Consider the following 24,156-nt stretch of genomic DNA (forward strand, 5'->3'; position numbering starts at 1 on the left):
CCCGCCGGGTCCGGAATTCCCGGACCCGGCGGCCTTTCCGCGAATCCCCACGCGCCGGGTCTCCCGGCCCCTCCCCGCAGGTGCTGACATGTCCAATCCGGAATCCCAAGGCGGAGGATGGCAGGGGGCCAAGCCCCTCCGCCTCCTGGCCACTCTCGCGGTGGGCTGCCTCCTCTACGTCATCCTTCCACGCGTCGCGCCGGTGCCCGACGCCAAGTTCTTCGCCGGCAGCGCCGCCGCCAAGGCCAAGAACGGCGAGAAGGGCGCGAAGCCCGGCGAGAAGGCGGCCAAGCCCGCCGACAAGCCCAAACCCGTGGAGGCCAAGGCGGCCGAGCCCAAAGTCGAGGCGAAGGCTGAGCCCAAGCCGGCGGCTGCAGCCAAGAAGCTGAGCGCCAAGGAGTTCGAAGTCCAGCGCATCGAGGCCGAAGCCAAGGCCAGGTTCGAGGCCGCCGCCAAGGCCAAGGCGGACGCCGAGGCCAAGGTGAAGGCGGAGGCGGACGCCAAGGCCAAGGCCGAGGCCGAGAAGGTCCGCCAGGCGGACTGGGTCCGCGGCCTCCACCTCTTCGCCATCTTCGTGGCCACCATCCTCGGCATCATCCTCCGGCCCCTGCCCATGGGCGCCGTGGCCATGATCGGCGTGGGCCTCACGGCCATCACGGGGACGCTCCCCATCGCCGACAGTCTCAGCGGCTTCGCGGAGAAGACCCTCTGGCTCATCATCGTGGCCTTCATGTTCGCCCGGGGCTTCATCAAGACGGGCCTGGGCACGCGCATCGCCTACTTCTTCATGCGCCTGCTGGGTAAGCGCACCCTGGGCCTGGCCTACGGCTTCGCCGCCACCGAATTCGTGCTGGCGCCCGTGGTCCCCAGCAACACGGCCCGCACGGCCGGCATCATCATGCCGATCATGCGCTCCCTGGCCCGGGCCTACGGCAGCAACCCCGAGGACGGCACCGCCCGCAAGATCGGCGCCTACCTCACCATGACCTGCTTCAACCTGGACCTCATCGTCAGCGCCATGTTCCTCACGGCCATGGCGGCCAACCCCATGACCCAGAAGTTCGCCGCGGACTTCGGCATCAACATCACCTGGAACAGCTGGTTCGTGGCCGCCATCGTGCCCGGCCTCGTGGGACTGCTGGTGATCCCCTTCTTCTTCTACAAGCTCTACAAGCCCGAGATCACCCAGACGCCCGAGGCGGTGGAGATGGCCACAGCCAAGCTGAGGGAGATGGGCCGTCCCTCCATGTCTGAATGGCTGATGGTCGCCGTGTTCAGCGTCGTGCTGGTGCTCTGGGTCATCGGCGAGAAGACCTTCGGCATCGACGGCACCACCGCCGCGCTCCTGGGCCTGGCTCTGCTGCTGCTGACGGGCGTGCTGACCTGGAAGGACGTCCTGGAGGAGCACAACGCCTGGGACGTGCTCATCTGGACCGGGGGCCTGATCATGATGGCGGGCTTCCTGAACAAGCTGGGCATGATCCCCTGGTTCAGCAAAGTGGTGGGCGCCTCCATGGCGGGTCACAGCTGGCAGTTCGGCTTCCTGGTCCTAGCCGTGACCTACTTCTACGCCCACTACTTCTTCGCCAGCATGACGGCCCACGCCGGCGCCATGTATGCGGCCTTCCTGGGCGTGGCCATCACGCTCGGCGCGCCGCCCATGCTCGCCGCGCTGGTGCTGTGCTTCTTCTCCAACCTGCACGCCAGCATGACCCACTACGGGACGGGCCCCGCCCCGGCCATGTTCGGCCTGGGCTATGTGCCCATCGGTACTTGGTGGCGCCTGGGCTTCATGGTCAGCGTCGTGAACATCCTCATCTGGGTGGTCGTGGGTGGCGCCTGGTGGAAGGTGCTGCACCTCTGGTAGGTTCGCAGTCACCGAAGGGGGCCCGTCTGGTGCGGGTCCCCCTCGCCCTTCCTGTTTCCCCCGGATGACCATGACCGACCACGAGACCCTTCCCGAGGATCAACCGGGGCCCCGCTCCCTGACGGACCTCTTCCTCACCTTCACCTGGCTGGCCGTGCAGGGCTTCGGTGGCGTGATGGCCGTGGCGCACCGGGAGCTGGTGGAGCGGAAGCGGTGGCTCACCCAGGCCGCCTTCGTCGAGGAATGGGCCGTGGCCCAGATCATGCCCGGCCCCAACGTCATGAACCTCTCGCTGGTCATCGGCGGCCGGCGCTTCGGCTGGCGGGGCGCCCTGGCCGCCATGGCCGGCATGCTCGCGCTGCCGCTGCTGCTGGTCCTCCTGCTGGCCGTGGCTTACGGCCAAGTGGGCCAGCATCCGGCCGTGGCCCGGGCCCTGCGCGGCATGGGCGCCGTGGCGGCGGGCCTGATCATGGCCGCGGGCCTCCGCCTCTCCGGGGGGCTGAAGGGCCATCCCCTGGGCGGACCCGCCTGCGGGGCCCTCGCCGTGGCCGCCTTCGGAGGCGTGGCCCTACTGCACTGGCCCATGCCCTTCGTGCTGTTGGGGCTCGGCGGCGTGGCCTGCCTGGCCACCTACGCGAGGCTGAACCCGTGACGGCCGGCCCGGGAGTTGTCGCCTTGCACGGCTGGGACTGGCTGCAGCTCCTCGGCCACTTCCTCCTGCTGTCGCTGCTGTCCGTGGGCGGCGCCCTCACCACGGCCCCGGAGATGCACCGCTACCTGGTGCTCCAGCAGCGCTGGCTCGGCGAGGCCCAGTTCAGCAGCTCCATCACGCTCGCGCAGGCAGCGCCGGGGCCGAACATCCTCTTCGTGGCCCTGCTGGGCTGGAACCTGGGCATGAACTCCGGCGGGCCACTGCTGGCGCTGGCCGGGGTGGTCCTCTCCCTGACCGGCATCCTGCTTCCCAGTACCATCGTCACGCATCTGGCCTCGCAGTGGGGGCACCGGAACCGGCACCTGCGCGGGGTGCGGGCCTTCAAGCAGGGCATGGCCCCCGTGGTCATCGGCCTCATGCTGGCCACCGGCTGGATCCTGGCCCGCGCGTCCCACGACACCGGATCGGGCGCCGCCCTCTGGCTGCTGACCGCCACCACGGCCCTGCTGGTGTGGCGCACGCGGCTCCACGTGCTCTGGCTCCTGGCTGCCGGGGCGCTCCTCGGCATCCTCGGCGTGGTCTAGGCCCCGCCCCTCTCGCGAGTCCCCCATGCAGGCCTCCGTCCTCAGCGGCATCCGCGTCCTCGAGCTGGGCCAGCTCATCGCCGGTCCCTTCGCGGCCAAGATCCTCGGCGAGTTCGGGGCCGAGGTCATCAAGGTCGAGCCGCCGGGCGCGGGCGATCCCCTGCGCAAGTGGCGCCTGCTGAAGGACGGCACCTCCGTCTGGTGGCAGGTGCAGTCGCGCAACAAGCAGTCCGTGGCCCTGGACCTGCGGAAACCCGAGGCCCAGGCCATCGTCCGCGATCTCGTGAAGGAGGCGGACGTCCTCATCGAGAACTTCCGGCCGGGCACCCTCGAAGGCTGGGGCCTGGGCTGGGAGGAGCTGCACGCCCTCAACCCCGGTCTTGTGATGCTGCGGATCTCCGGCTACGGCCAGACGGGGCCCTACCGCGACCGGCCCGGCTTCGGCGTCATCGGCGAGGCCATGGGCGGCCTCCGGCACCTCACGGCCGAGCCAGGCCGCACGCCCGTGCGGGTGGGCGTCTCCATCGGCGATTCCCTGGCGGGCCTGCACGGCGCCCTCGGCGTGCTGCTAGCCCTCTACCACCGGAAGGTGAACGGCGGCGAGGGGCAGGTCATCGACGTGGCCCTCTACGAGGCCGTCTTCCACATGATGGAGAGCCTGTTGCCCGAATACAGCGCCTTCGGCGTGGTGCGGGAGCCCTCGGGCAGCGCCCTGCCGGGCATCGCGCCCACCAACGCCTACCGCTGCGCGGACGGCGGCTACGCCCTCATCGCGGGCAACGGCGACCGCATCTTCCAGCGCCTCATGGCGAAGATCGGCCGCACGGATCTGGCGGAGGATCCCGGCCTGGCTTGCAACGATGGACGGGCCGGACGGGTCGCGGAGCTGGATGCCGCCATCGGCGCCTGGTCGGCGGAGCGGTCCCTCGAGGACGTGCTGGCGGCCCTGGACGAGGCGCAGGTGCCCGCGGGCCGCATCTACAACGCGCGGGACATCACGGAGGATCCGCACTTCCGGGCCCGGGACATGATCCTCCGGGCCCAGCTGCCGGACGGCCAGGCCATCGAGGTGCCCGGCATCGTGCCCAAGCTGAGCCTCACGCCGGGCCGGGTGGAGCGCCCCGCGCCGGCCCTGGGGGCGGACACGGAGGCCGTGCTGCGCCGGGCGGGCGTCTCGGAGGCGGCCATGACGGAACTGCGCGCCAAGGGCGTGATCTGAGGAATCCCATGTTCGAGCACCGCGTGTCCCATCCCATCCTCATCCAGGAGGTCGGCCCCCGCGACGGCCTCCAGATCGAAGACCGCTTCGTCCCCACCGCCGACAAGATCGAGCTGATCGACGCCCTGGGCCTCTGCGGCCTGGCGAAGATCGAGGTCACGTCGTTCATGTCGCCCAAGGCCATCCCCGCCCTGGCGGACGCGGACGAAGTGATGCGGGGGATCCGCCGCGTCCCCGGCGTGGTCTACACGGCCCTGGTGCCCAACCTCCGGGGCGCCGAGCGGGCCCTCGCCGCGGGGACGGATGAGCTGAACCTGGTGATGTCCGCCAGCGAGACCCACAACCTGCTCAACCTCCGTATGACCCGCGAGCAGTCCGTGGCGCGGCTCTTGGAGGTGGTGGACCTGGCCGCGGAAACCGGCGCGGCCCTGAACGTGTCGATCTCCACCAGCTTCGGATGCCCCATGGAAGGCGCGGTCCCCGAGGCCACGGTGCTGGGTCTGGCCGAGCGCTTCCTGGACCGGGGCGTGGGGGGCATCACCCTCTGCGACACCACGGGCATGGCCCATCCGGGCCAGGTGGCCTCCCTCTGCGGGGCCTTCCGGGTGCGGTTCCCGGAGGCCGAACTCACGGCCCACCTCCACAACACCCGGGGCATGGGCCTGGCGAACGCCTTGGCGGCTCTGGAGGCCGGGTTGGTCCGCTTCGATGCCTCCCTGGGCGGCTTGGGCGGCTGCCCCTACGCGCCGGGCGCCACGGGGAACGTCTGCACCGAGGACCTGGTCCACATGTTCCAGGCCATGGGCTTCCCCGTGGCCGTGGACCTGCCGCGCCTCCTGGCGGCGGCCCGCAGCCTGCCCGAGCTGGTGGGCCACGACGTGCCCAGCCAGGTCATGCACGCGGGGCGCAGCCAGGATCTGCATCCGGCGCCCGCCAGCCTGGAGGCCATCCGGGCCCGTGCCTTGGCCTAGGTTCAGGCCTGGTCAGCCCTCTTCGCCCTCGCCGCTCCAGCCTTCGCCGTCCTCCTCCTGGGGCTTCTCCGGGACGCGGTAGCTTTCGCTGGCCCAGGCGCCCAGGTCGCGGAGCCGGCAGCGCTCGGAGCAGAAGGGCTTGAAGGGGTTGCCCTCCCAGGTGGTGGGGGTGCGGCAGATGGGGCAGGGACGAAGCGTCATGATGTCAGCATATCCCTCGATGGATTTTGTTCAATTACGAAGAAAATATGAGTTAAAAATAGAAGATCATGTTGACGGGGGGTCCCTTTCCTCTATCCTATAGGGACAGGGTGGGCGCAGCCCGGCCTGTCCCCCCTCAGCAACCCTCAGAAGGAGCGACACCATGGGCAAGATCATCGGCATTGACCTCGGCACCACCAACAGCTGCGTGGCCGTCATGGAAGGCGGGCAGCCCAAGGTGATCCCGAACCCCGAGGGCGCGGACACCACGCCGTCCGTGGTGGGCTTCAACCCCAAGACCAGCGAGCGGCTGGTGGGCGCGCCGGCCAAGCGCCAAGCCGTGGCCCAGCCCAAGAGCACCATCTATTCCATCAAGCGCTTCATGGGCCTGCCCTACGCCGACTCCGACAAGGAGCAGAAGCTCGTCCCCTACACGGTGGAGCGGGCCGACAAGGGCGGCTGCGCCGTAGTGGTGAACGACAAGCACCTCAGCCCCGAGGAGATCAGCGCCGCGGTGCTGACCAAGATGAAGGAGGCCGCCGAGGCCTACCTGGGCGAGAAGATCACGGAGGCCGTCATCACCGTGCCCGCCTACTTCAACGACGCCCAGCGCCAGGCCACCAAGGATGCCGGCGCCATCGCGGGCCTGGACGTGAAGCGCATCGTCAACGAGCCCACGGCCGCGGCCCTCGCCTACGGCCTCGATAAGAAGAAGGACGGCACCATCGCCGTCTTCGACTTCGGCGGTGGCACCTTCGACATCAGCATCCTCGAGGTCTCCGAAGGCGTGGTGGAGGTGAAGTCCACCAACGGCGACACCCACCTGGGCGGCGACAACATCGACCAGGCCATCATCGACTGGCTGGCCGACGAGTTCCAGAAGGCCGAGGGCATCGACCTCCGCAAGCAGGCCGACGCCATGCAGCGCCTCAAGGAGGCCGCCGAGAAGGCCAAGATCGAGCTGTCCAGCACGACCCAGACCGACATCAGCCTGCCCTACATCACGGCCGACGCCAGCGGTCCCAAGCACGTGAACCAGACGCTCTCCCGCGCCAAGTTCGAGCTGATGATCGAGCCCATCCTCCAGAAGCTGAAGGGACCCTGCGAGAACGCGGTGCGGGACGCCAAGCTGGCCCACCACGAGATCGATGAGGTGGTGATGGTGGGCGGCTCCACCCGCATCCCCAAGGTGCTGGAGATGGTGAAGTCCATCTTCGGCAAGGAGCCCAACCACAGCGTGAACCCCGACGAGGTCGTGGCCCTGGGCGCGGCGGTGCAGGCGGGCGTGCTGGCGGGCGACGTGAAGGGCGTGCTGCTCCTCGACGTGACGCCGCTCAGCCTCGGCATCAACGCCAACGGCGGCCAGATGAGCGTCATCATCCCGCGCAACACCACCATCCCCACCAAGCGCTCGGAGATCTACACCACCGCCGTGGACAACCAGCCCGGCGTGGACATCGAGGTCTTCCAGGGTGAGCGACCCGTGGTCGACGGCAACAAGCTCCTGGGCCAGTTCCACCTGGGCAACATCGCGCCCGCCCCGCGCGGGATGCCGCAGATCGAGGTCACCTTCGACATCGACGCCAACGGCATCGTGCATGTGACCGCCAAGGACAAGGGCACGGGCAAGGACGCCAGCATCACGCTGACGGGCAGCACCGGCCTCTCCAAGGAGGAGATCGACGCCAAGGTGAAGGATGCCGAGGCCCACAAGGCCGATGACGAGGCCCGCAAGGCCCTGCTGGAGGAGAAGAACCACCTCGACCAGATGGTCTACCAGGTGGAGAAGCTCCTGAAGGACAGCGGTGACAAGCTGCCCGAGGCCGACAAGAAGGAGGCCGAGGAGGCCATCGTCGAGGCCAAGGCCGCCCTGGCCAGCCTGGACAAGGACCGCATCAAGAAAGCCCTGGAGACCCTCACGGCCAAGAGCCACAAGCTGGCCGAGACGCTCTACAAGAGCGAGCCCCCTGCCGGTGACGGCCCGGCTCCGGGTGCGCCTGGCGCACCCGGAGGTGAAAAGAAGGGTGGGGATGACAACGTCATCGATGCCGAAGTCGTCAGTTAGGTCGTACGCAAAAAAGGGGAGCCCGCGGGCTCCCCTTTTTTGCGCCTAGAACAAATCTGAGTGCTTTAGACTAAACCCATGCCCCACCCCGACTACTACAAGATCCTGGGCGTGCCCCGGACCGCCTCGGAAGAGGACATCAAGAAGGCGTACCGCAAGCTGGCGCGGAAGCACCACCCGGACCTGAACCCGGGCGATGCCCAGGCCGAGGCCGAGTTCAAGAAGCTCTCGGAAGCCAACGAGGTGCTGTCGGACCCGGAGAAGCGGAAGAACTACGACACCTACGGCGATCCCAACGGCCCCGGGGCCCAGGTCCCGCCGGGCTTCGAGCAGGGCGGGGGCTTCTCCTTCGAGGACATCTTCGGAGGCTTCGCGGGGGGCGGCTTCGGCGGGCGCCCCATGCGCCACGGGCCCGAGCGGGGCGAGGACCTGGTCCACACCGTGCGCCTGGGTTTTCGCGAGGCCTTCGAGGGCACGCGCCTGAGCCTGCGCGTGAACCGCTCCGAACCCTGCCTGGCCTGCCGCGGCACTGGCGAGAGCTCCCGGAAGCAGGAGGTCTGCCGCACGTGCAACGGCAAGGGCAAGCTGGGCGGCGGCGGCGGGTTCCTCTCCTTCGGCCGCACCTGCCCCGACTGCCAGGGCCGCGGCATGCGGGCCCCGGCCTGTCCCGAGTGCGGGGGCGCGGGCCGGCACCCCCGCCAGGAGACCGTCACCATCGCCATCCCGGCCGGCGTGGAGGACGGCGCGAAGCTGCGCGTGGCCGGCAAGGGCGAGGCGGGCCGCCGCGGCGGCGGACCCGGCGACCTCTACCTGCAGATCAGCATGGAGGCGGACGCCCGCTTCGAGCGCAAGGGCCCCAACCTCTACGTGAAGCTGCCCGTCAGCTTCTCCGAGGCGGCCCTGGGGGCCAAGGTGGAGGTCCCCACGCCGGAGGGCCACCAGACCATCAAGGTGCCCCCGGGCACCCAGACCGGCGCCAAGCTGCGCCTCAAGGGCCAGGGCATGCCCATCCCGAGGGGCAGCCAGCGGGGCGACCTGATCGCGGAAGTCGCCGTGGTGACGCCCCAGATCCAGGATGAGCGCAGCAAGGAGCTCCTCCGCGAGCTGGCGGAGCTGAACGACGCGGACGTGCGCAAGCAGCGGAGTGCGAGCCATGGCTAAAGATCCCCGCCTCGGCGCCTACATGATCGGCGTGGTGTCCATGCGCTACGGCGTGCATCCCCAGACCCTGCGCCTCTACGAGCGGGAGGGCCTGCTCACGCCCAGCCGCACCGAAGGCAAGACCCGCCTCTACAGCGACGAGGACCTGGAGCGCCTGGAGTTCATCCTCAACCTCACCCGGGACCTGGGCGTCAACCTGGCCGGCGTGGAGGTGGTGCTCACCCTGCGGGACCGCCTCAATCGCATGCAGGAGGACCTGGAGCGCCTGGCCCAGGCCCTGGAAGCGGCCGGCGTGAAGGATGTGCCCCGACCCGCCAGCGGCACGGGCCTGGTGAAGCTCACGCCCCACGGATTGCGCAAGCGCTGAGGCCGATCGCAGTTGCCCTGGTAGCGCGGATCGCTTGCTATGCTGGTTCCTCCCCCAAGGTGTTCCGTGCCCCTCCGGCATCTCGAAGAGCGTTCGCTCGACAAGTACTTCGACTCCATCCGCCACCTGCCCCTGCTGACGGCGGAGGAGGAGCGCATCAACGGGCGCCTGTGGCAGAACGACCGCAATCCGGAAGGTCTCCGCAAGCTCGTGGAGGGCAACCTCCGCTTCGTGGTGAAGGAGGCGCGGAAGTTCGAGGGCATGGGCCTGGACCTGCTGGACCTCATCAGCGAGGGCAACCTGGGCCTCATCGAGGCCGCCAAGCGCTTCGATCCCGAGCGGCAGAACAAGTTCCTCACCTACGCCTCCTGGTGGGTGCGGCAGGCCATCTTCCACGCGCTCGCCGAGCACGGGAACAAGATCCGCCTGCCCCAGAAGGTGGCGGGCCACCTGGTGCACCTGAACCGGGTCACCCAGCGGCTGAGCCAGTCCCTGGGCCGGGTGCCCATGCTCCAGGAGATCGCGGACGCGGCCAACCTCACGGTGGAGGAGGTGGAGCGTCTCCAGCTCCTCCAACAGACCACCTCCACGGTCTCCACCGAGCAGGGCCTGGGCGATTCGGACCTCACCGTGGGCGACAGCCTGGAGCAGGAGGTGGAGCCCTCCGCCATGCACACGCTGGACCAGGAGGCGTTCCTGGAGCAGATCGAGGCCAGCCTCCAGACCCTCAGCGAGAAGGAGCGCAAGATCATCTCTCTGCACTTCGGGCTGGGCGGCCAGGAGCCCCTGACCCTCGAGCAGATCGGCAAGCAGTTCAACCCGCCCATCTCCCGGGAGCGGGTGCGGCAGCTGGAGGAGCGCGCCTTCTCCCGCATCCGCGAGCGGCGCCGCGAGGTGCTGGGAGGCTTCCTGCGCGGCGGGGACGGGCCATGAGCGCAGCGGCGGATTCTTGCCCGGCCGGAGCGGCCTCATGGTGAAGGGCCGCCCCGACTGCCCCCACTGCCAGGGACAGGGCCTCATCTTCGATCCGGATCCCCAGAAGCCGGTGCGGGTCTGCGGCTGCACGGCCGACGTGGCGCCGGACGCGGAGACCCTGGGCCTGCCCGCCCGCTACCGCGAGGCGGATTTCACCCGCTTCTGGAAGTGGTGGAACAACGCCCAGGCCAGCGGAGCCCGGTCCATGCTGGAGCGCGTGCCGGACCTGGAGGAGTGGCTGGCCCGGCCCGAGGAAGAGGTGGGGCCCATCCCCTTCCGGGACGACCTGGCCCGGCTCCTCACGGCCCTCCGCAAGCGGCCCGAGCACGGCATCCGTCCGGCGGGCGCCGAGGCCCTGTCCCAGTGGGCCACCACCGGCAAGCACAAGTTCCGCCACGGCTGGGAGCTGTGGTGGATCCACGGGCCCGCCCAGAGCGGCCGCAGCACCCTGGCCGCCGCCGCCCTGCGGGCTTGGACGGAGCGCACGGGCCGCGGCGGGCGCTTCGTCTCCGTGCGGACCCTCAGCCAGAGCATCAAGGACGCCTACTACGACATCCGCAGCTTCCAGAACCAGGCCTTCCAGAGCGTGCGCGATCTCATCGAGCCCCTCCAGGATCCGCCCCTCCTGGTGCTGGACGACTGGGACCGCATGGACTCGGACCTCCGCGTGGCCGCGGCCCTGGCGCAGCTGCTCGACCACCGCTACAGCGAGGAGCTGCCCACCATCCTCACGGCGGCCGGCCCGCCCGAGACGCTGGACCGCCGGGAGAACCACCCCCTGGCCCGGCTGGAGGACGGCAGCCTCATGGAGCGGCTGCGGGGGGCGGAGCGCGTGGAGATGGTGCCGGCCCTGAAGCCCTGGATCGATCGCGCCGGCGCGGACCGGTGATGAAAGCCCTGCTGCGCGGCCTGCTCCGCCTGCACCTGTCCCGGTCCCGGGGACTCTGGATCCTCACGGCGGGCCTGACGCTGGCCCTGGGCTGGGGCACCCTGCGCGTGGAGCGGGCCCTCGACCTGATGAGCCTGCTGCCCTCGGAGCATCCCGCCGTGCGAGCCAACCTGGAGGCCGGCGTCGGCCAGCAGGAGCTGATCTGGCTGGTGGCCGAGGGAAACGCGGCCGACCTGGAGGCCCGCCGCGCCTGGGCCGAGGGCCTGGTGGACCGCCTGCTCACCAAGGGCGACCTGCCCCTCAATGGGCTGGCCGCCGAGGGCCGCCTGTCCGATCCCATCCCCGTGCCCGGGCCGGGCGGCGTGAGTCCCTGGCCCGCGCTCCTGGCCGTGGGGGCCATCACCGAAGGCGATGCGGCGGTGAGCCGGCTCACCACGGAAACCCTCTACTCCCTGGCTCCGGCCTGGCTGGGCGACCGCCTGGAGCCCCTCAGGGACCCGGCGGAAGTGAAGCGCCGCCTGGAGGCCACCGCCCGGGCCCTGGGCTCGCCGGAGCCGCTCGCGGCGGCCCTGGCACGGCTGGATCCGCTGGGCCTGCGGACCCTCGCCCCCCAGAACGGCGAGGGCATGGCCAAGGCCGTGCAGCTGGGTCGCGCTTTCACCCTGCGCATGCGGACCGGCTACCTGGAGACCAAGGATGGCCGCTTCGTCCTGGTGCCCCTGGTGGCGGGCTTTCCCGCCTCGGACGTGAAGGCCACCACCCGCGTCCTGGCCTGGCTGGGGCGGGGCGCCGAGGGGCCCCTGCCTCCGGCCGCGGCCCTGAAGGCCGTGGAGGCGGCCCTGACCCCCCGGGCCGACCGGCCCTTCTTCCTCCAGGTGACTGGCGCCCATGCCATCACCGCCTGGGAGTCCCACCGGCTCACGGGCGAGGTGCTCCTCAGCCTGGCCCTCAGCTTCGTCCTCATCGGCCTCGTGTACTGGCTGGGCTTCCGCACCCTCGCCGGCTATGGCTTCGTCATGGGGCCCCTGCTCGTGGGCATGGTGTGGGCCCTGGGTCTCACGGGCTGGATCCTGGGGCGCGTCAACCTCATGGCCGCGGGCTTCGGCGCCGTGCTGCTGGGCGTGGGCGACGACGTGGGCATCATGCTCTTCAGCCGCTACCGCGAGGAGCGCCGGGCGGGCCGGGCCAAGGCGCGGGCCCTCCGGGCCGCGATGCTGAGCACGGGTCCCGGCGTGGTGGCCGGCGCCCTGGCCACGGCCCTGGCCTTCCTGGCCCTCGCCTTCGCACCTTTCCCTGGCATCCGGGACCTGGGGCTCACCACGGGCCTGGGCCTGCTGGCCTGCCTGGCCGCCACCTTCCTGGTGATGCCGCCCATGCTGATGGCATTGGACCGGGGCCGGGGCACCTTCGCCCCGGGGCCGCCCCCGCCCCGACCCCGCCGCCGCGTCTGGGCCCCCTGGGCCGCCCTGGCCCTGCTGGTCCTGGCGCTGGCGGGCGCCCCCCGCACCCGCTGGGAGGAGGACCTCCGGCGCTTCCGGGCCCAGGGCAACCCGGCCCTCACCCTGCAGGCGCGGCTGACGAAGACCCTGGGCGCCAGCCTCCAGCCCCTGGCCCTCCAGATTCCGCTGGAGGACCCGGACCGTCTTCCGGCCCGGTGGAACCGGCTGAGCCCCATCCTCCGCGAGGCGGGCCTGCCGGTGCCCGACTGGCAGAGCCTCGACCCGGACCTGCAGCACGCCCTGGGTTCGGAGACCTGGCGGCACCAGGTGCTGGAGGCCGCCGCCAAGGCGGGGCTGGACCCGGCGGGGCTGGAGGGGCCCCTGTCGGCCCTGGCCGCCGCCGCGGTGGATCCCTCCCAGCCCGTGCGCGCGCTGCAGGTCCTGCTGCCCCGGTCGGCGCCCGCCCCGGAGGGCCACCATCCCTGGACCCTCTGGGGCCACCTGCGCCACGGATCGGCGCCCACCCCCCTGGCCCCGGCCCTGACGGTCCCCATCCGGCTGGACGAGGCCTCCCTGCTCCGGCTCACGCCGGAGGTCGAGGCGGCCGGCGGACGCTTCGTGGGCACCCAGCCCCTCTTCCGCGTGGTGAAGGGCATCGCCCGCGATACCGTGCGGGAGGCCGTGTTCCTGGCCCTGGCGGGCATCTTCGCCGTCATTGCCCTCTTCGGCCGCAGCCTGCGCTTCGCCCTGCTGGCCATGGTGCCCCTGGCGGCCAGCCAGGCCGGGGCCCTGGGCGCCCTGGGCTGGAGCGGGGAGCCCCTGACCTTCCTGTCCCTCATGGCCATTCCCATCGCCCTGGGCGTGAGCGTGGACACGGCCTTCAACCTGCTGCACCGAGCCCGGGGCGAGGCCAACGCCCCGGAACGCGTGGCCCGCGTGAACGCCGTCTGCGCCGGCACCACCCTCGCCGGCTTCGGCGGCATGGTCTTCAGCGGCTACCGCGGCCTGCGGGGCCTGGGCCTGGCCTGCCTGGGCGGCGTGGCCCTGGCCCTGGTCCTCACCCAGTGGCTGCTGCCCGTGCTGCTGGAGAAGTGGCCGTTGGAGCGCAAATGACCCCAAGGACCACCTCACCGCAGAGAACGCAGAGGAACACCGGGTTCTTCTCCGCGTTCTCATGCGTTCTCTGTGGTTGGCGGTTATTCCACGGTTTTGCCTCAATTACCGGAACAGAGCGCACATGAATCCCCTGCAGGATCTCCTCCAAAGCCGCCTGGCCCAGGGCCCCGTGCCCGCCTCGGAGGTCATGGCCCTGGGCCTCTACCATCCGGAGCACGGCTACTACCGCCGCCCGACGGGCCCCTGGGGCTTCGAGGGCAAGGACTACTACACGGCCCTGGACCTGGGCCCCCTGCTGGGCCAGACCCTGGCCCTGCGCCTGGAGGCGGCCTGGGAGCGCCTGGGCCGCCCGGCGCGCTTCACGGCCCTGGAGCCCGGCGCCGGCCGCGGCTGGCTGGGCCGCGACGTGCTGAACGCCGTCACCGGCCCCTTCGCCGAAGCCCTGGTCTACGTCCACCGCGACGACAACCCCGCCGCCCGAAGGGCCGCGGAGGAAGCCCTCGCGCCTTTCCTATCGGCGAATCGCGCGCGATTCGCCGCCGAGAACGAACTCCTGGAGCCGTTCACCGGAGCGGTGTTCAGCAACGAGCTCTTCGACGCCCTGCCCGCCCAGCCCTGGCGCTGGGACGGCGAGCGCTGGACGCGCGAAGTGCTGACGCCCGCGGGTCCCCAGTGGCAGGCGGCGGATCCCGGCGAGGCCGGCGCCTGGTTCGCCGAGCAGACCGACGGTCTGGAGCCCCGCGACGGCAGCATCTGGTGCGAGGCCCTGCCGGGCCTGGTGCGCGAGCTGGCGGCGCCCCTGGAGGCGGGCCTCTTCCTGGCCGTGGACTACGGCGAATCCGCGGACCGGCTGCTGGCCAAGGGCGCGGACCTGCGCCGCTTCAAGGCCCACACCGTGGACGGCAACTGGCACGAGGACCTGGGCGAGGCGGATCTGACAGCGGATGTCGACTTCACGCGCCTGGCGCGCCTGCTGGAGGGCGAGGGCTTCACGGGCCTCGGGCACATGGAGCTCAGCAAGTGGATCCGCACCCACGCCCCCCTGGAGCAGTGGGCCCCCGGCTGGATGGCCCTGCCCCCCGCCGAGCGCGTCAAGCGCACCGAGAACCTCCTCCAGCTCACCCTGCCGGACCGGATGGGCAGCCGGTTCCGGGTGCTGGAGGGGTGGAAGGGACGAGGGTTTGATGACCGATGAATACCGGGAGAGGTGAGGGCCTGAGCCACGGCCTTCGAAGTCCCAGGCCGATCCAATCAGAAGTGGGATTGATACTTCAAGGGGCCAGACGAGCTAGTCGACGATGGTCATGATGGAAAGCTTGGCTTCGTAACTATGGAGCGACAGGACACACTTCCGCTTTGAGGCTCCCAGGCGAACGCTCAGGATGTTCTGACTGGAAGGCGAGTGGAAACCGTCCACTCCGCCTCCCGAAGCGATGTCCTTCTGGAGGTTGTCGCTCCCGTTCTGCCCCTTCATGCCGGTCCAGAAATTCCGATAGAACTGAGCATAACCATCATCGTCGAGCACCAGGGCAGAGGGTGTTCCTGTCCCCAACAGGTCATCCACCAGAATTGACTGGGTGTTTCGAGAGCTCAGCCAAGGTGTCCATGTGAGCCACTGACACTGCGGTTGAGTCAGGTCTTGGTTGAGGATGAGCACCCCTCCCAAAGCCCCCCCCCAGGACATCAGAAGATCCGGGAAACCATCTCCATTGAGGTCCATGGGCGTTCGGACGCCCGAGCTGGATGACCCGTAAAATTGAGAAGAAAGGACGAAGGAGGGCTCTCCGGCCCCAGCCGGAGTCTGGTTGACAAAGAATTGGCCGGTCAGCATCAGTGCGCCGGCAGGATGCCCGGCCCATGTCACTGGGTCTGCATTCCAGAGGGTGGTACCGGCGGGCATCTCGAATCGCTTGGCCACAAATCCGGTGGGAAGATTGAGGAACACAGTCACCGAGGCGTCTGCCTCGCAGGCCGCCACGAGGTCCATCCGGCCGTCTCCATTGACGTCCATCGCGCGAAGAATGGGGCTGTGGTAGGGGCTGATGTCCGTCCAGCCATTGCCAAACGGCCAGGCGATTGGCCAGGAGACCTTGATCGGGGCCCCGAACTGGGGACTGGTGGCGCCGGAAGGCGTGATGTTTCTGCAAATAACCAGGCTCTGGTCGAGCACGCTCAATGTGGCGAGATCTGGCGCGCCATCTCCATCCAAGTCGACTAGGGCCAGCCCCTGTGGTTGTTGGACGCCCAAGGGTAAGGTCGTAGATTCAACCAGCGGTAATCCTGCCGCATCCGAGCCCACAAAGTGGATCAGATTGATCGAGTCCCCTCCCTGATCTGTAACAAAGACCATTGGATGCCCATCTTGCTTCATGTCGAAGGACTGCATGGCGACCGGGAATGCGCCTGCTGGAATTCCGAGGGTTGCATCCCATAGAATCCGGCCACCCTTCGTACCAAGGTTTTTTATGATCGCGACGGTTGATTGTTCATGGACCGCGACCATCACATCAGGCCAGCCATCTCCGTCGATATCGGCAACCCTGAATCCCGCAGGGGCGCGAAGGGTATTCCAGTGGATGGGATTGTCGAAGTGTAATCCACCCGGCACCGACCGATTCTCTAGGACGGTAATGGAATCGCTCCCCTGATCGGAGGTGAGGACATCCAGAACGCCATCTCGATTGATGTCGGCCAGTGCTAGGTAAGTGGGGAGGAATCCCATGTTGATCGCGTAAGGAACATCGAATGTCGGCGTTCCCACTGACGAGGTCAGATTCCTGAGGATCACCAACTGGGAAGTGGCTCGAGAACACAGCACCAGATCAGACCGCCCGTCCCCATCCAAATCCCCGGCCTTCAGGTCCGTCCCGAAGGCGGGGACTACGATACCGACCGGTTCATTGAAGGTGGGGAGGCTATCGCCAGCCTTGGTTTGGTTGATCAGCACTGCTATCAAAGTGGGGAGCTTGGGATCGTTGCTTCCGAGGGGTAGGGCGAGATCGAGCCGCCCGTCCCCATCGAGATCCGCGAGCACCGGAACACCACCCCACAAGGTGCTGGATACCGGGACTTCCACCACCTTGAACTGGGCCAAGGTCTGGCCTGAGACCGTCTGATTCATGAGCACCCAGGTCGTCAGTCCATACAAATGGCCTACGACCAGGTCTGGGAGTCCGTCCTTGTTCAAATCACCCACAGCCAACCCATTGGCTGGGAAAGCGGGCAACTGGATATCCACGCGGGGGGCGAGCTTCAGGGCGCTGGATCCCTTGGGCGTGAGATTCAACCATATCGAAACGGAGCCGCTCTCATTCACGGTGATGATGTCGGGGATCCCATCCCCATTGATATCGGCTGTCCCGACGGTGGAGGGCGTTTGTGGGGTGTCCTGCCATTGTGTGGAGAGGCTCTGGAGGGTCCCGCTTGACTGCCTTAGCAGGCGGCAGGTGATTCCCTTCCCTTCACCCAGGTTGACTTCGCCGGTTACCAGATCCGGGGTGCCGTCCTGGTTCAGGTCTGCGACGGCTACGTCCGCGGGGCCCGAGCCTGTGGGAAAAATCTGGGGGGTCCGGAAATGAGGGTAAGCGGGCGAGGAAGGTGGAACCGTCACGGAACCTCCTCCAGCCCCTGGGGTGGACCCACCTCCTCCGCATGTCAGGTTCAGAGCCAACAACATGCATAGAAGACTCCAGGACCTGGACCGGATGGGCATGGGGATCTCCTAAGAAACATAGAGTGCGCACGGGTTCAAAGCGATATTGGGCATGCATTCGCCAGCGCTTAAATCATCTAATTCAGCCCATGATAATTCATCGGGTGTAGCACAAGCGGTACAGTCGGTGCTTGGGCGGTTTGGACACTATCTAGAGCGATTCGTCAGGGCAGGCAGGAATCCGCCACAGCAAGCGAGGCGGCTCACAGACGTTTCAGTTGGATTGTTCCATCCACACACCCACCCCGATCCCACTCGGCCGCGCAGCGTCGTGGAAGACCGTGTGGGTGGCCTTGCGGTAGTCCTCCGGCTTCGCCTCGTTGATGTTCATGAACACCTGGGGATTGCGGTCCATGAGGGGGAACCAGGTGCTCTGGATCTGGATCATCACCCGGTGGCCCTGCCTGAACGTGTGGAAGACATCGTTCATGGACCAGGCCACGCGGGTGGGCTGGCCGGGGACGAAGGGCGCCGGCGTGGAGAGGCTGTCCCGGTACTTGCCGCGCATGACCTCGCCCCGCACCAGCTGCTGGTAGCCGCCCATGGGATTGGGCGTGCGGTCCCAGGGGGAGCCGCCCTCCTTGAAATCCGGGTTCCTGAAGTCGTCGGGGTAGACGTCGATGAGCTTCACCACCCAGTCAGCGTCCGTGCCCGTGGTGGCCACGAAGAGCTCGGGACGCAGGGGGCCCGCCAGGGTCAGGTCCTCGGCGAGGGGCCCGGTCTGGAACACCAGCACGTCCGGGCGCCGGCCGGCGAAGCGCTGGTCCGCGGTCATGTAGTCCTTGGGCATGCCGATGGCGACCTTCTCGATGAAGGGAACAGGCTTCGACGGGTCGGAGAGGAAGGTGTCGGAGCCGCCGTCTGGCGAGGGCGGCGTCAAGGAGAGATTGCCGTTGGGCTGAAGGTAGAGCTTCGCGTCTCGGGCCTGCGCCGGCGGCCAGGCGTCCAGCCGGTGCCAGCGGTTGGCGCCGGTCTCGAAGACCGTGGCCTTGGGCAGGGCGGGCTCCTTCGCGCCCTTCAGGTGCTGCATGAAGAAGGGGAAGAGGACTTCCGTCTGGAACCAGGACGCGGTGTCGGCCCCGAACTGCACGGGTCCCAGGTGGTCGCCCTTGCTGCGCTCCCAGCCGCCGTGGAACCAGGGGCCCATGACTAGGCGGCTGTCCGTGGCGGGGCTCTGGCGGCCCAGGGTCTTGAACACCTGCAGGGTGCCGAAGAGGTTCTCCGCGTCGAACCACCCGCCCACGGTGAGCACTGCGGGCTTCACGTCCTTGATCTGGGGCCGCAGGTTGCGGGCCTGCCAGAAGGTGTCGTAGTCGGGGTGGTCCAGCATCTCGTTCCAGAAGGCCACGTCCTTCGTGTACTGCCGGGTGGCGCCCGTGGATCCTAGCCGCAGGAACCACTCGTACCCGTCCGAGGTGGTGCGACGGAACGGCGTGCCCCACTCCGAGGTCGGCTTGGGCCGGGGCTTGCCGAAGTTCACCATGAAGTTGAAGGCATGCGGCAGCCACAGGGCGCCGTTGCGATGGAAATCGTCGCCCTGGAACCAGTCCACGATGGGCGCCTGGGGGGAGACGGCCTTGAGGGCCGGGTGGCCCGACAGCATGCCCACCGCCGTGTAGAAGGCGGGATAGCTGATGCCCCACTGGCCCACCTTGCCGTTGTTGGACTCGACGTGCTTCACCAGCCAGTCGATGGTGTCGTAGGTGTCCGTGCTCTCGTCCACGGCCGCGCCGCTGGCCGCGCGCTGGGGCCGCATGTTCACGAAGTCGCCCTCGGACATCTTCTGCCCGCGTACGTCCTGGTAGACGAAGATGAAGCCCTCCTTCTGGAAGGGGGCCGAGGGTCCCAGGTGGGACGGATAGGCGTCGGGGCCGTAGGGATAGACGCTGTAGGGGGTGCGCTGCAGGAGGATGGGATAGGTCCGGCCGGTGGCCCTGGGCGTGTAGATGGCCGTGAACAGCTTCACCCCGTCGCGCATGGGGATGAGCACCTCGCGCTTGGCGTACTGGTCGCGGACCGAGGCGACGGCCGCCGCCGATTCCACCGCCGGCCCCTCCGCCCACGCGGCTGGCGCGCCCAGGGCGCCGAGAAGAAGGATCGGGAGGAGCGCGGCGCGAAGGGCGCGGGTCAGGGACATGGAGGCTCCGGGGGCGAGGCATCATGATATGCGGCATGACGCACACCCGGGGGGATCCCTGTCATTGCATCAATTAGGACCTGCCCTCCCGCAATAAGCCTCGACGGGAGAAGGCCCTTTTGATGAACTGGAGGGTGCTCCCATCCGGGGCCGCATCCAATCCAGGGGTTCCGCACCATGTCCCATCCGACCTGCCGACAACCCGCCGAGTGGGATTCCCACAGCGCCTGCTGGCTGGCCTGGCCTGGCCACGGCCACCTCTGGCGGGAGAACCTAGCCCCGGCCCAGGCGGAGTGGACGGCCCTCTGCCTCGCCATCGCCGGGGAGGGCGGCGAGGCCCTGGACATCCTGGTGGGGGACGAGGCCGCCGAGGCGGCGGCCCGGCGAGCCCTGACGCCGGTGGCGGACCGGGCGCGCTTCCACCGGGTGCCCGTGGGCGACATCTGGCTGCGGGATACGGCGCCCATCTTCGTGAAGGACGGCGCGGGCGCCCTGCAGGCCGCCTGCTTCGGGTTCAACGGCTGGGGCGGGAAGTACCTCCTGCCGGGCGATGACCGTGTGGCGGGCCGCGTGGCGGCCCTCAGCGGCGCGCCCCGGCGCGACCACGCCTTCATCCTCGAGGGGGGCTCCGTGGAGGTGGACGGCGAGGGCACGGTGCTCACCACCCGCCAGTGCCTGCTGAACCCCAACCGCAACCCGGGCCTGGACCAGGGGGAGCTGGAAGCCGCCCTGGCCGACGGCCTCGGCGCCGAGAAGGTGCTGTGGCTGGACGAAGGCCTCCTGAACGACCACACGGACGGCCACATCGACACCCTCGCCCGCTTCGTGGCGCCGGGCGTGGTGGTCTGCATGGAGGCCCGGGAACCCGGCGATCCCAACGCCGCCACCCTGGACCGCCTCGCCGCCGACCTCGCCGCCATGACCGACGCCCGGGGGCGGAAGCTCCGGGTCGAGCGCATCCCCTCGCCCGGCGTGGTGCGGGACGAGGAGGGCGAGCTCATGCCCGCCAGCTTCGTGAACTTCTACATCGGGAACCGCAGCGTGGTGGTGCCCACCTACGGCACGCCCTACGATGAAGAGGCCGTGGCCGCCCTGGCGCGGCTCTTCCCGAACCATCGCGTGGTGGGCCGCTCCGCCCGCGCCATCCTCAGCGGCGGCGGCGCCTTCCACTGCATCACCCAGCAGCAGCCGGAGGTCCGATGAGCGCCGAGTCCCGCCCCGAGTCTCGCCCCGAGTCTCGCATCATCCGCGTCGCCGCCACCCAGTGCGCCTTCACGGGAAGCCTCGACGAGAACGTGGCCCGGGTGGAAGGTCTCGTCCGCGAGGCCGCCGCCACGGGCGCCCAGGTGATCCTGCCCTCCGAGCTCTTCGAGGGCCCCTACTTCTGCCGCGAGGAGAAGGACGCCTTCTTCGACTGGGCCCGGCCCGCGGAGGGGCATCCCACCATCGCGCGGTTCCAGGCCCTGGCGAAGGAACTGGGCGTGGTGATTCCGGTCTCCTTCTTCGAGAAGGACGGGCCCCACCACTACAACAGCCTGGCCATGGTGGACGCGGATGGTTCCGTGCTCGGCGTCTACCGAAAGAGCCACATCCCCGACGGCCCCGGTTATGAGGAGAAGTTCTATTTCCGCCCGGGCAACACCGGCTTCAAGGTGTGGGAGACCCGCTTCGGGAAGCTGGGCGTGGGCATCTGCTGGGACCAGTGGTACCCCGAGTGCGCCCGGGCCATGATGCTCATGGGCGCCGAGGTCCTGCTCTATCCCACGGCCATCGGCACCGAGCCGGAGAGCCCCGAGCTGGACACCAAGGACCTGTGGCAGCGGGCCATGATCGGCCACGCCGTGTCCAATGTCGTGCCCGTGGTGGCCGCGAACCGCGTGGGAACCGAGGGCGGCCAGACCTTCTACGGCCACTCCTTCATCGCGAACCACCGGGGCGACAAGGTGGCCGAGCTGGGCCGCACGGGGGCCGGCGTGATCACCGCCGACTTCGACCTCGAGGAGATCCGCCGGAACCGCGCCTCCTTCGGCTTCTTCCGGGACCGCCGGCCGGAGCTCTACGGGATCCTCTCCAGGGCCTAGGAATCTCCTAGCCTTCGCCCAGGATGTCCGCCACGGCGGTGTAGGGATCCTGGGCGTGGTCGGCGATGGCCTGGATGGCGGCCTCCAGGCGCTGGGCGCCGGCCTGGGCCCGGGCCCGGCGCAAGGCGGCCTCGGCCAGGAGCGACTCGAAGCGCAGGCGGGCCCGCTCCCGGGCCTTGCGGGCCAGCCCGCCGTGGGCCCGCAGCCAGGCGCCATGCTGCCGGACCTGCGCCAGCAGCTCCGGCACGCCTTCGCCCCGCTGGGCCACGGTGCGCAGCACCGGCGGGTCCCAGGGCCGCGTGGCCGCCATGGACTTCATGGCCGTCAGCTCCTGCTCCACCTGATCGGCGCCGTCGCGGTCGGCCTTGTTGATCACGAAGAGGTCCGCCACCTCCATGATGCCGGCCTTGATGGCCTGGATCTCGTCGCCCATGCCTGGCACCAGCACCACGCAGCAGGTCTGGACGCAGCTCACGACGTCCACCTCGTCCTGCCCCACGCCGACCGTCTCCACGATCACCGTGTCGAAGCCCGCGGCGTCCAGCAGGTCGATGGCGTCCTGGGTGGCCCGGGCCAGCCCGCCCAGCGCTCCCCGCGTGGCCATGCTCCGGATGAAGATGCCGGGATCGGCGGCGATGCGCTGCATGCGGATGCGGTCGCCCAGGATGGCCCCGCCGCTAAAGGGCGAGGTGGGGTCCACGGCCAGGATGCCGACCCGCTGGCCTTCGGCGCGCAGGGCCCGGGCGAGCTGGTCCGTGAGGGTGCTCTTGCCGGCGCCGGGGGATCCCGTGATGCCGATCACGACTGCCCCGCCCAGGTGGGGCCAGAGGCGGGCCATGAGGGCCCGGGCCTCGGGGTGGCCATTTTCCATCCAGGAGATGGCCCGGCCCAGCGCCCGCGCCTCCCCGCGGCGCAGGGGCTCCAGGAGATCGGCGGCAGAAGGCATGGGCCCAGGATGCCATCACCCCGCCGGGACCGGAACTCGCCGGGGGGGATCCGATGAGGTACCCTAAACCTTCCGGCCCGCGCCGCAGTAGGACCATACAACGATGATTAAAGGGCTGAAACCCTCGAAAGACCCCGCTTCCGGGGACGCGGCGCCGGAGGCGACGCGCGGGCCGGGCCAGGCCCCGGTCCGGCTGACCAAGCGGGCGCCCGTGGCTCCTCCGGACCCCAAGTCGCCTCGGGAGAAGATCTGCGCCGAGTGTGGCATGCGCTTCAAGGTGGAGACCGGCCAGAAGTTCTACCTCTGCCCCGACTGCTACCGCCGCTCCTTCACCTACAAGCGGAAGGGGGGGAAGGAGGCCACCCGGGTGCTCACGCACATCACCTGCGCCAGCTGCGGGGCCCAGGAGTACCTGCCCTTCGTGCCCGAGGATCCCGCCAAGGCCCTGTGCCGGGCCTGCTACGCCAAGGATCGGCCGGAACCCAAGGCCGCTCCCCGGCACTCCCGTTCATGAGTCAGGAGATCTGATGCGCCACACCGTTCTGCCTCTGCTGTTCACCGCGTCGCTACTGCCCGCCCAGGGCCCGGCCCCGGCCAAGCCCGCTCCCAAGCCCACCCCGAAGACCGCCGCGAAGGCGGAACCCACCTCCGAGGCCGCCCGCCGGACCTTCCTCCAGGTGCTCGACGCCGTGGATGCCGGGTGGTTCGGCCAGCCCTACCAGGGCATCACCTCCGTGGAGATGCAGGGCACCCTCGGCGTGGCCCTCAGCGGCGCCGCCGTGAACCAGAAGGTGGACAGCCTCAGCCAGGGCCAGGTGAAGGGCAACAGCCAGGGCGGCCAGGCCAACCTCCGCCTCCGGGGCACCTACTTCGCCAACGGCGACTTCCGCACGGACCTGGCCGGGGACTTCGGCAACCTGCTCTACACCCGCCGCGGCACCCGGGGCTTCCTGTATAGCAAGGAGCAGAACGCCTACACCACCCGGGTGGAGCCGCCCCCGTCCGACGCGCCCCGGACCTACATGTCCTGGTTCCGGCAGACCCTGAACGACATCAAGGCCGTCTACATCGACGCCCCCACCTTCAAGGCCAGCTTGGCCGGCGAGGAGACCAGCGGCGGCCGGACCCTGCAGCACCTCGTCTTCAACGCCCCCACCAAGCCCTGGGACGCCAAGCGCCGCGAGCAGAGCATGGCCCAGAGCCTGGGCTTCTGGAAGCGGGGCCGTCTGGAGGTGACCGTGGACAAGGCCACCCAGATGCCCCAGCGGCTGGAGTTCCGGAATGATGAGCAGGGCGTCCACACCCGCATAGACTTCGCCTACGGCGCCGGGAACAAGCTCCAGGCCGTGAACCTCACCAACAGCAGCCGCGGCTTCGAGGGCCCGGGCTGGCTCCGCCTCGGCTACGGCGGGGACGGCCTCATGTCCCACATCGCCGGCGAGCTGGCCAGCCAGGACAAGAAGATCTCCTTCGCCATGGACCTGGCCTGGTCCAAGACCCGCACCCCCAACGACCTCATCGCCATCCCCCCCGCCGGCGCCACCAAGCGCGGCCGCGAGGACATGGAGATCCAGCTCATGGTGGGCCTCGCCTCCAAGATCTTCGACCTCCAGCGCGCCGGTCTCAACCTCCGCAGCGTCGCCATCGGCGGAAAGTAAGTAGACTGGATCCATCGGAGCGTGGCGCAGCCTGGTAGCGCATCTGCTTTGGGAGCAGAGGGTCGCGAGTTCGAATCTCGCCGCTCCGACCAATGGGTTCCAACAATCGCCTGTCG

The 24,156-nt window shown here is 69.2% G+C and carries 20 protein-coding genes and 1 tRNA gene; 17 read left to right on the forward strand and 4 right to left on the reverse strand.

The genetic code is table 11. The features are described from left to right. The first annotated feature begins 88 nt into the window (after positions 1 to 88). The 5 genes from MLE64_RS14185 to MLE64_RS14205 all read left to right on the forward strand — a co-directional run bounded on the left by MLE64_RS14185 (position 89) and on the right by MLE64_RS14205 (position 5,293). Positions 89 to 1,867: an anion permease gene (locus MLE64_RS14185; RefSeq protein ID WP_243318661.1), complete on the forward strand. Its 1,779-nt coding sequence runs from the start codon at positions 89 to 91 to the stop codon at positions 1,865 to 1,867. Positions 1,868 to 1,937: 70 nt separating this feature from the next. Beyond that, positions 1,938 to 2,519 (forward strand): chromate transporter, encoded by a 582-nt coding sequence (locus MLE64_RS14190; protein WP_243318663.1) that lies wholly within the window; start codon positions 1,938 to 1,940, stop codon positions 2,517 to 2,519. After that, positions 2,516 to 3,103 carry a chromate transporter gene (locus tag MLE64_RS14195; protein ID WP_243318665.1) on the forward strand — a complete coding sequence of 196 codons (588 nt, stop codon included), beginning with the start codon at positions 2,516 to 2,518 and terminating at the stop codon, positions 3,101 to 3,103. Before MLE64_RS14190 ends, MLE64_RS14195 begins: the two co-directional genes overlap by 4 nt. Positions 3,104 to 3,128: 25 nt before the next feature. Then, the gene (locus MLE64_RS14200) at positions 3,129 to 4,322 is read left to right on the forward strand and encodes a CaiB/BaiF CoA transferase family protein (RefSeq protein WP_243318667.1); all 1,194 of its coding nucleotides are present in this window, start codon (positions 3,129 to 3,131) and stop codon (positions 4,320 to 4,322) included. 8 nt (positions 4,323 to 4,330) lie between these two features. Next, the gene (locus tag MLE64_RS14205; RefSeq protein WP_243318669.1) at positions 4,331 to 5,293 is read left to right on the forward strand and encodes a hydroxymethylglutaryl-CoA lyase; all 963 of its coding nucleotides are present in this window, start codon (positions 4,331 to 4,333) and stop codon (positions 5,291 to 5,293) included. A gap of 12 nt (positions 5,294 to 5,305) precedes the next feature. On the opposite strand, the gene MLE64_RS14210 is transcribed toward MLE64_RS14205, so the two are convergent. After that, positions 5,306 to 5,494 (reverse strand): DNA gyrase inhibitor YacG, encoded by a 189-nt coding sequence (locus MLE64_RS14210; RefSeq protein WP_243318671.1) that lies wholly within the window; start codon positions 5,492 to 5,494, stop codon positions 5,306 to 5,308. Positions 5,495 to 5,657: 163 nt separating this feature from the next. Here MLE64_RS14210 and dnaK point away from each other — a divergent pair, with 163 nt between their 5' ends. The 7 genes from dnaK (at position 5,658) to MLE64_RS14245 (ending at position 14,701) form a co-directional block, all read left to right on the forward strand. Next, positions 5,658 to 7,559 (forward strand): molecular chaperone DnaK, encoded by a 1,902-nt coding sequence (dnaK, locus tag MLE64_RS14215; protein WP_243318673.1) that lies wholly within the window; start codon positions 5,658 to 5,660, stop codon positions 7,557 to 7,559. Positions 7,560 to 7,637: 78 nt separating this feature from the next. Continuing rightward, on the forward strand, positions 7,638 to 8,720 hold the full coding sequence (gene dnaJ / locus MLE64_RS14220; RefSeq protein ID WP_243318674.1) for a molecular chaperone DnaJ: 1,083 nt from the start codon (positions 7,638 to 7,640) through the stop codon (positions 8,718 to 8,720). Further along, the gene (locus MLE64_RS14225) at positions 8,713 to 9,087 is read left to right on the forward strand and encodes a MerR family transcriptional regulator (RefSeq protein WP_243295331.1); all 375 of its coding nucleotides are present in this window, start codon (positions 8,713 to 8,715) and stop codon (positions 9,085 to 9,087) included. Before dnaJ ends, MLE64_RS14225 begins: the two co-directional genes overlap by 8 nt. A 66-nt stretch (positions 9,088 to 9,153) precedes the next feature. Further along, positions 9,154 to 10,020 (forward strand): sigma-70 family RNA polymerase sigma factor, encoded by an 867-nt coding sequence (locus MLE64_RS14230; RefSeq protein ID WP_243318676.1) that lies wholly within the window; start codon positions 9,154 to 9,156, stop codon positions 10,018 to 10,020. Positions 10,021 to 10,057: 37 nt separating this feature from the next. Continuing rightward, positions 10,058 to 10,951 (forward strand): P-loop NTPase family protein, encoded by an 894-nt coding sequence (locus tag MLE64_RS14235; RefSeq protein WP_243318677.1) that lies wholly within the window; start codon positions 10,058 to 10,060, stop codon positions 10,949 to 10,951. Continuing rightward, complete coding sequence (locus MLE64_RS14240) at positions 10,951 to 13,503, forward strand: MMPL family transporter (protein ID WP_279343138.1); 2,553 nt, start codon at positions 10,951 to 10,953, stop codon at positions 13,501 to 13,503. Before MLE64_RS14235 ends, MLE64_RS14240 begins: the two co-directional genes overlap by 1 nt. A gap of 124 nt (positions 13,504 to 13,627) precedes the next feature. After that, positions 13,628 to 14,701, forward strand: coding sequence for an SAM-dependent methyltransferase (locus tag MLE64_RS14245; RefSeq protein WP_243318680.1), 1,074 nt, complete (start codon positions 13,628 to 13,630; stop codon positions 14,699 to 14,701). 93 nt (positions 14,702 to 14,794) lie between these two features. Here MLE64_RS14245 and MLE64_RS14250 read toward each other — a convergent pair whose 3' ends face one another. Further along, a complete protein-coding gene (locus tag MLE64_RS14250; RefSeq protein ID WP_243318682.1) occupies positions 14,795 to 17,116 on the reverse strand; it encodes an FG-GAP repeat domain-containing protein in 2,322 nt (773 codons plus the stop codon). 316 nt (positions 17,117 to 17,432) lie between these two features. Continuing rightward, positions 17,433 to 19,355 (reverse strand): CocE/NonD family hydrolase, encoded by a 1,923-nt coding sequence (locus tag MLE64_RS14255; RefSeq protein ID WP_243318684.1) that lies wholly within the window; start codon positions 19,353 to 19,355, stop codon positions 17,433 to 17,435. Positions 19,356 to 19,532: 177 nt separating this feature from the next. Between MLE64_RS14255 and MLE64_RS14260 the strand changes: the two genes are divergently transcribed. Next, positions 19,533 to 20,558 (forward strand): agmatine deiminase family protein, encoded by a 1,026-nt coding sequence (locus tag MLE64_RS14260; protein ID WP_243318686.1) that lies wholly within the window; start codon positions 19,533 to 19,535, stop codon positions 20,556 to 20,558. Then, positions 20,555 to 21,436, forward strand: coding sequence for an N-carbamoylputrescine amidase (gene aguB, locus MLE64_RS14265; RefSeq protein WP_243318688.1), 882 nt, complete (start codon positions 20,555 to 20,557; stop codon positions 21,434 to 21,436). Before MLE64_RS14260 ends, aguB begins: the two co-directional genes overlap by 4 nt. 7 nt (positions 21,437 to 21,443) lie before the next feature. On the opposite strand, the gene meaB is transcribed toward aguB, so the two are convergent. Further along, on the reverse strand, positions 21,444 to 22,382 hold the full coding sequence (meaB, locus tag MLE64_RS14270; RefSeq protein ID WP_243318690.1) for a methylmalonyl Co-A mutase-associated GTPase MeaB: 939 nt from the start codon (positions 22,380 to 22,382) through the stop codon (positions 21,444 to 21,446). A 103-nt stretch (positions 22,383 to 22,485) separates the two neighbouring features. Here meaB and MLE64_RS14275 point away from each other — a divergent pair, with 103 nt between their 5' ends. From MLE64_RS14275 to MLE64_RS14285, 3 genes are all read left to right on the forward strand, one after another. Next, on the forward strand, positions 22,486 to 22,896 hold the full coding sequence (locus MLE64_RS14275) for a hypothetical protein (protein WP_243318692.1): 411 nt from the start codon (positions 22,486 to 22,488) through the stop codon (positions 22,894 to 22,896). Between the two features lie 13 nt (positions 22,897 to 22,909). Further along, entirely contained in the window at positions 22,910 to 24,040 is a 1,131-nt protein-coding gene (locus tag MLE64_RS14280; protein ID WP_243318694.1) for a hypothetical protein, read from the forward strand. Positions 24,041 to 24,055: 15 nt separating this feature from the next. Next, positions 24,056 to 24,132, forward strand: a tRNA-Pro gene (locus MLE64_RS14285). Positions 24,133 to 24,156: the final 24 nt, after the last annotated feature.

Origin of the sequence: Geothrix paludis, from assembly GCF_022808815.1 — a bacterium.
Lineage (GTDB): Bacteria > Acidobacteriota > Holophagae > Holophagales > Holophagaceae > Geothrix > Geothrix paludis.

What these genes read in the sequence shown, in the direction of transcription:
- MLE64_RS14185 (WP_243318661.1), top strand. Translation starts at nt 89, where the DNA reads ATGTCCAATCCGGAATCCCAAGGCGGAGGATGGCAGGGGGCCAAGCCC.
- MLE64_RS14190 (WP_243318663.1), top strand. Translation starts at nt 1,938, where the DNA reads ATGACCGACCACGAGACCCTTCCCGAGGATCAACCGGGGCCCCGCTCC.
- MLE64_RS14200 (WP_243318667.1), top strand. Translation starts at nt 3,129, where the DNA reads ATGCAGGCCTCCGTCCTCAGCGGCATCCGCGTCCTCGAGCTGGGCCAG.
- MLE64_RS14205 (WP_243318669.1), top strand. Translation starts at nt 4,331, where the DNA reads ATGTTCGAGCACCGCGTGTCCCATCCCATCCTCATCCAGGAGGTCGGC.
- MLE64_RS14210 (WP_243318671.1), bottom strand. Translation starts at nt 5,494, where the DNA reads ATGACGCTTCGTCCCTGCCCCATCTGCCGCACCCCCACCACCTGGGAG.
- dnaK (WP_243318673.1), top strand. Translation starts at nt 5,658, where the DNA reads ATGGGCAAGATCATCGGCATTGACCTCGGCACCACCAACAGCTGCGTG.
- dnaJ (WP_243318674.1), top strand. Translation starts at nt 7,638, where the DNA reads ATGCCCCACCCCGACTACTACAAGATCCTGGGCGTGCCCCGGACCGCC.
- MLE64_RS14225 (WP_243295331.1), top strand. Translation starts at nt 8,713, where the DNA reads ATGGCTAAAGATCCCCGCCTCGGCGCCTACATGATCGGCGTGGTGTCC.
- MLE64_RS14235 (WP_243318677.1), top strand. Translation starts at nt 10,058, where the DNA reads ATGGTGAAGGGCCGCCCCGACTGCCCCCACTGCCAGGGACAGGGCCTC.
- MLE64_RS14240 (WP_279343138.1), top strand. Translation starts at nt 10,951, where the DNA reads ATGAAAGCCCTGCTGCGCGGCCTGCTCCGCCTGCACCTGTCCCGGTCC.
- MLE64_RS14245 (WP_243318680.1), top strand. Translation starts at nt 13,628, where the DNA reads ATGAATCCCCTGCAGGATCTCCTCCAAAGCCGCCTGGCCCAGGGCCCC.
- MLE64_RS14255 (WP_243318684.1), bottom strand. Translation starts at nt 19,355, where the DNA reads ATGTCCCTGACCCGCGCCCTTCGCGCCGCGCTCCTCCCGATCCTTCTT.
- MLE64_RS14260 (WP_243318686.1), top strand. Translation starts at nt 19,533, where the DNA reads ATGTCCCATCCGACCTGCCGACAACCCGCCGAGTGGGATTCCCACAGC.
- aguB (WP_243318688.1), top strand. Translation starts at nt 20,555, where the DNA reads ATGAGCGCCGAGTCCCGCCCCGAGTCTCGCCCCGAGTCTCGCATCATC.
- meaB (WP_243318690.1), bottom strand. Translation starts at nt 22,382, where the DNA reads ATGCCTTCTGCCGCCGATCTCCTGGAGCCCCTGCGCCGCGGGGAGGCG.
- MLE64_RS14275 (WP_243318692.1), top strand. Translation starts at nt 22,486, where the DNA reads ATGATTAAAGGGCTGAAACCCTCGAAAGACCCCGCTTCCGGGGACGCG.
- MLE64_RS14280 (WP_243318694.1), top strand. Translation starts at nt 22,910, where the DNA reads ATGCGCCACACCGTTCTGCCTCTGCTGTTCACCGCGTCGCTACTGCCC.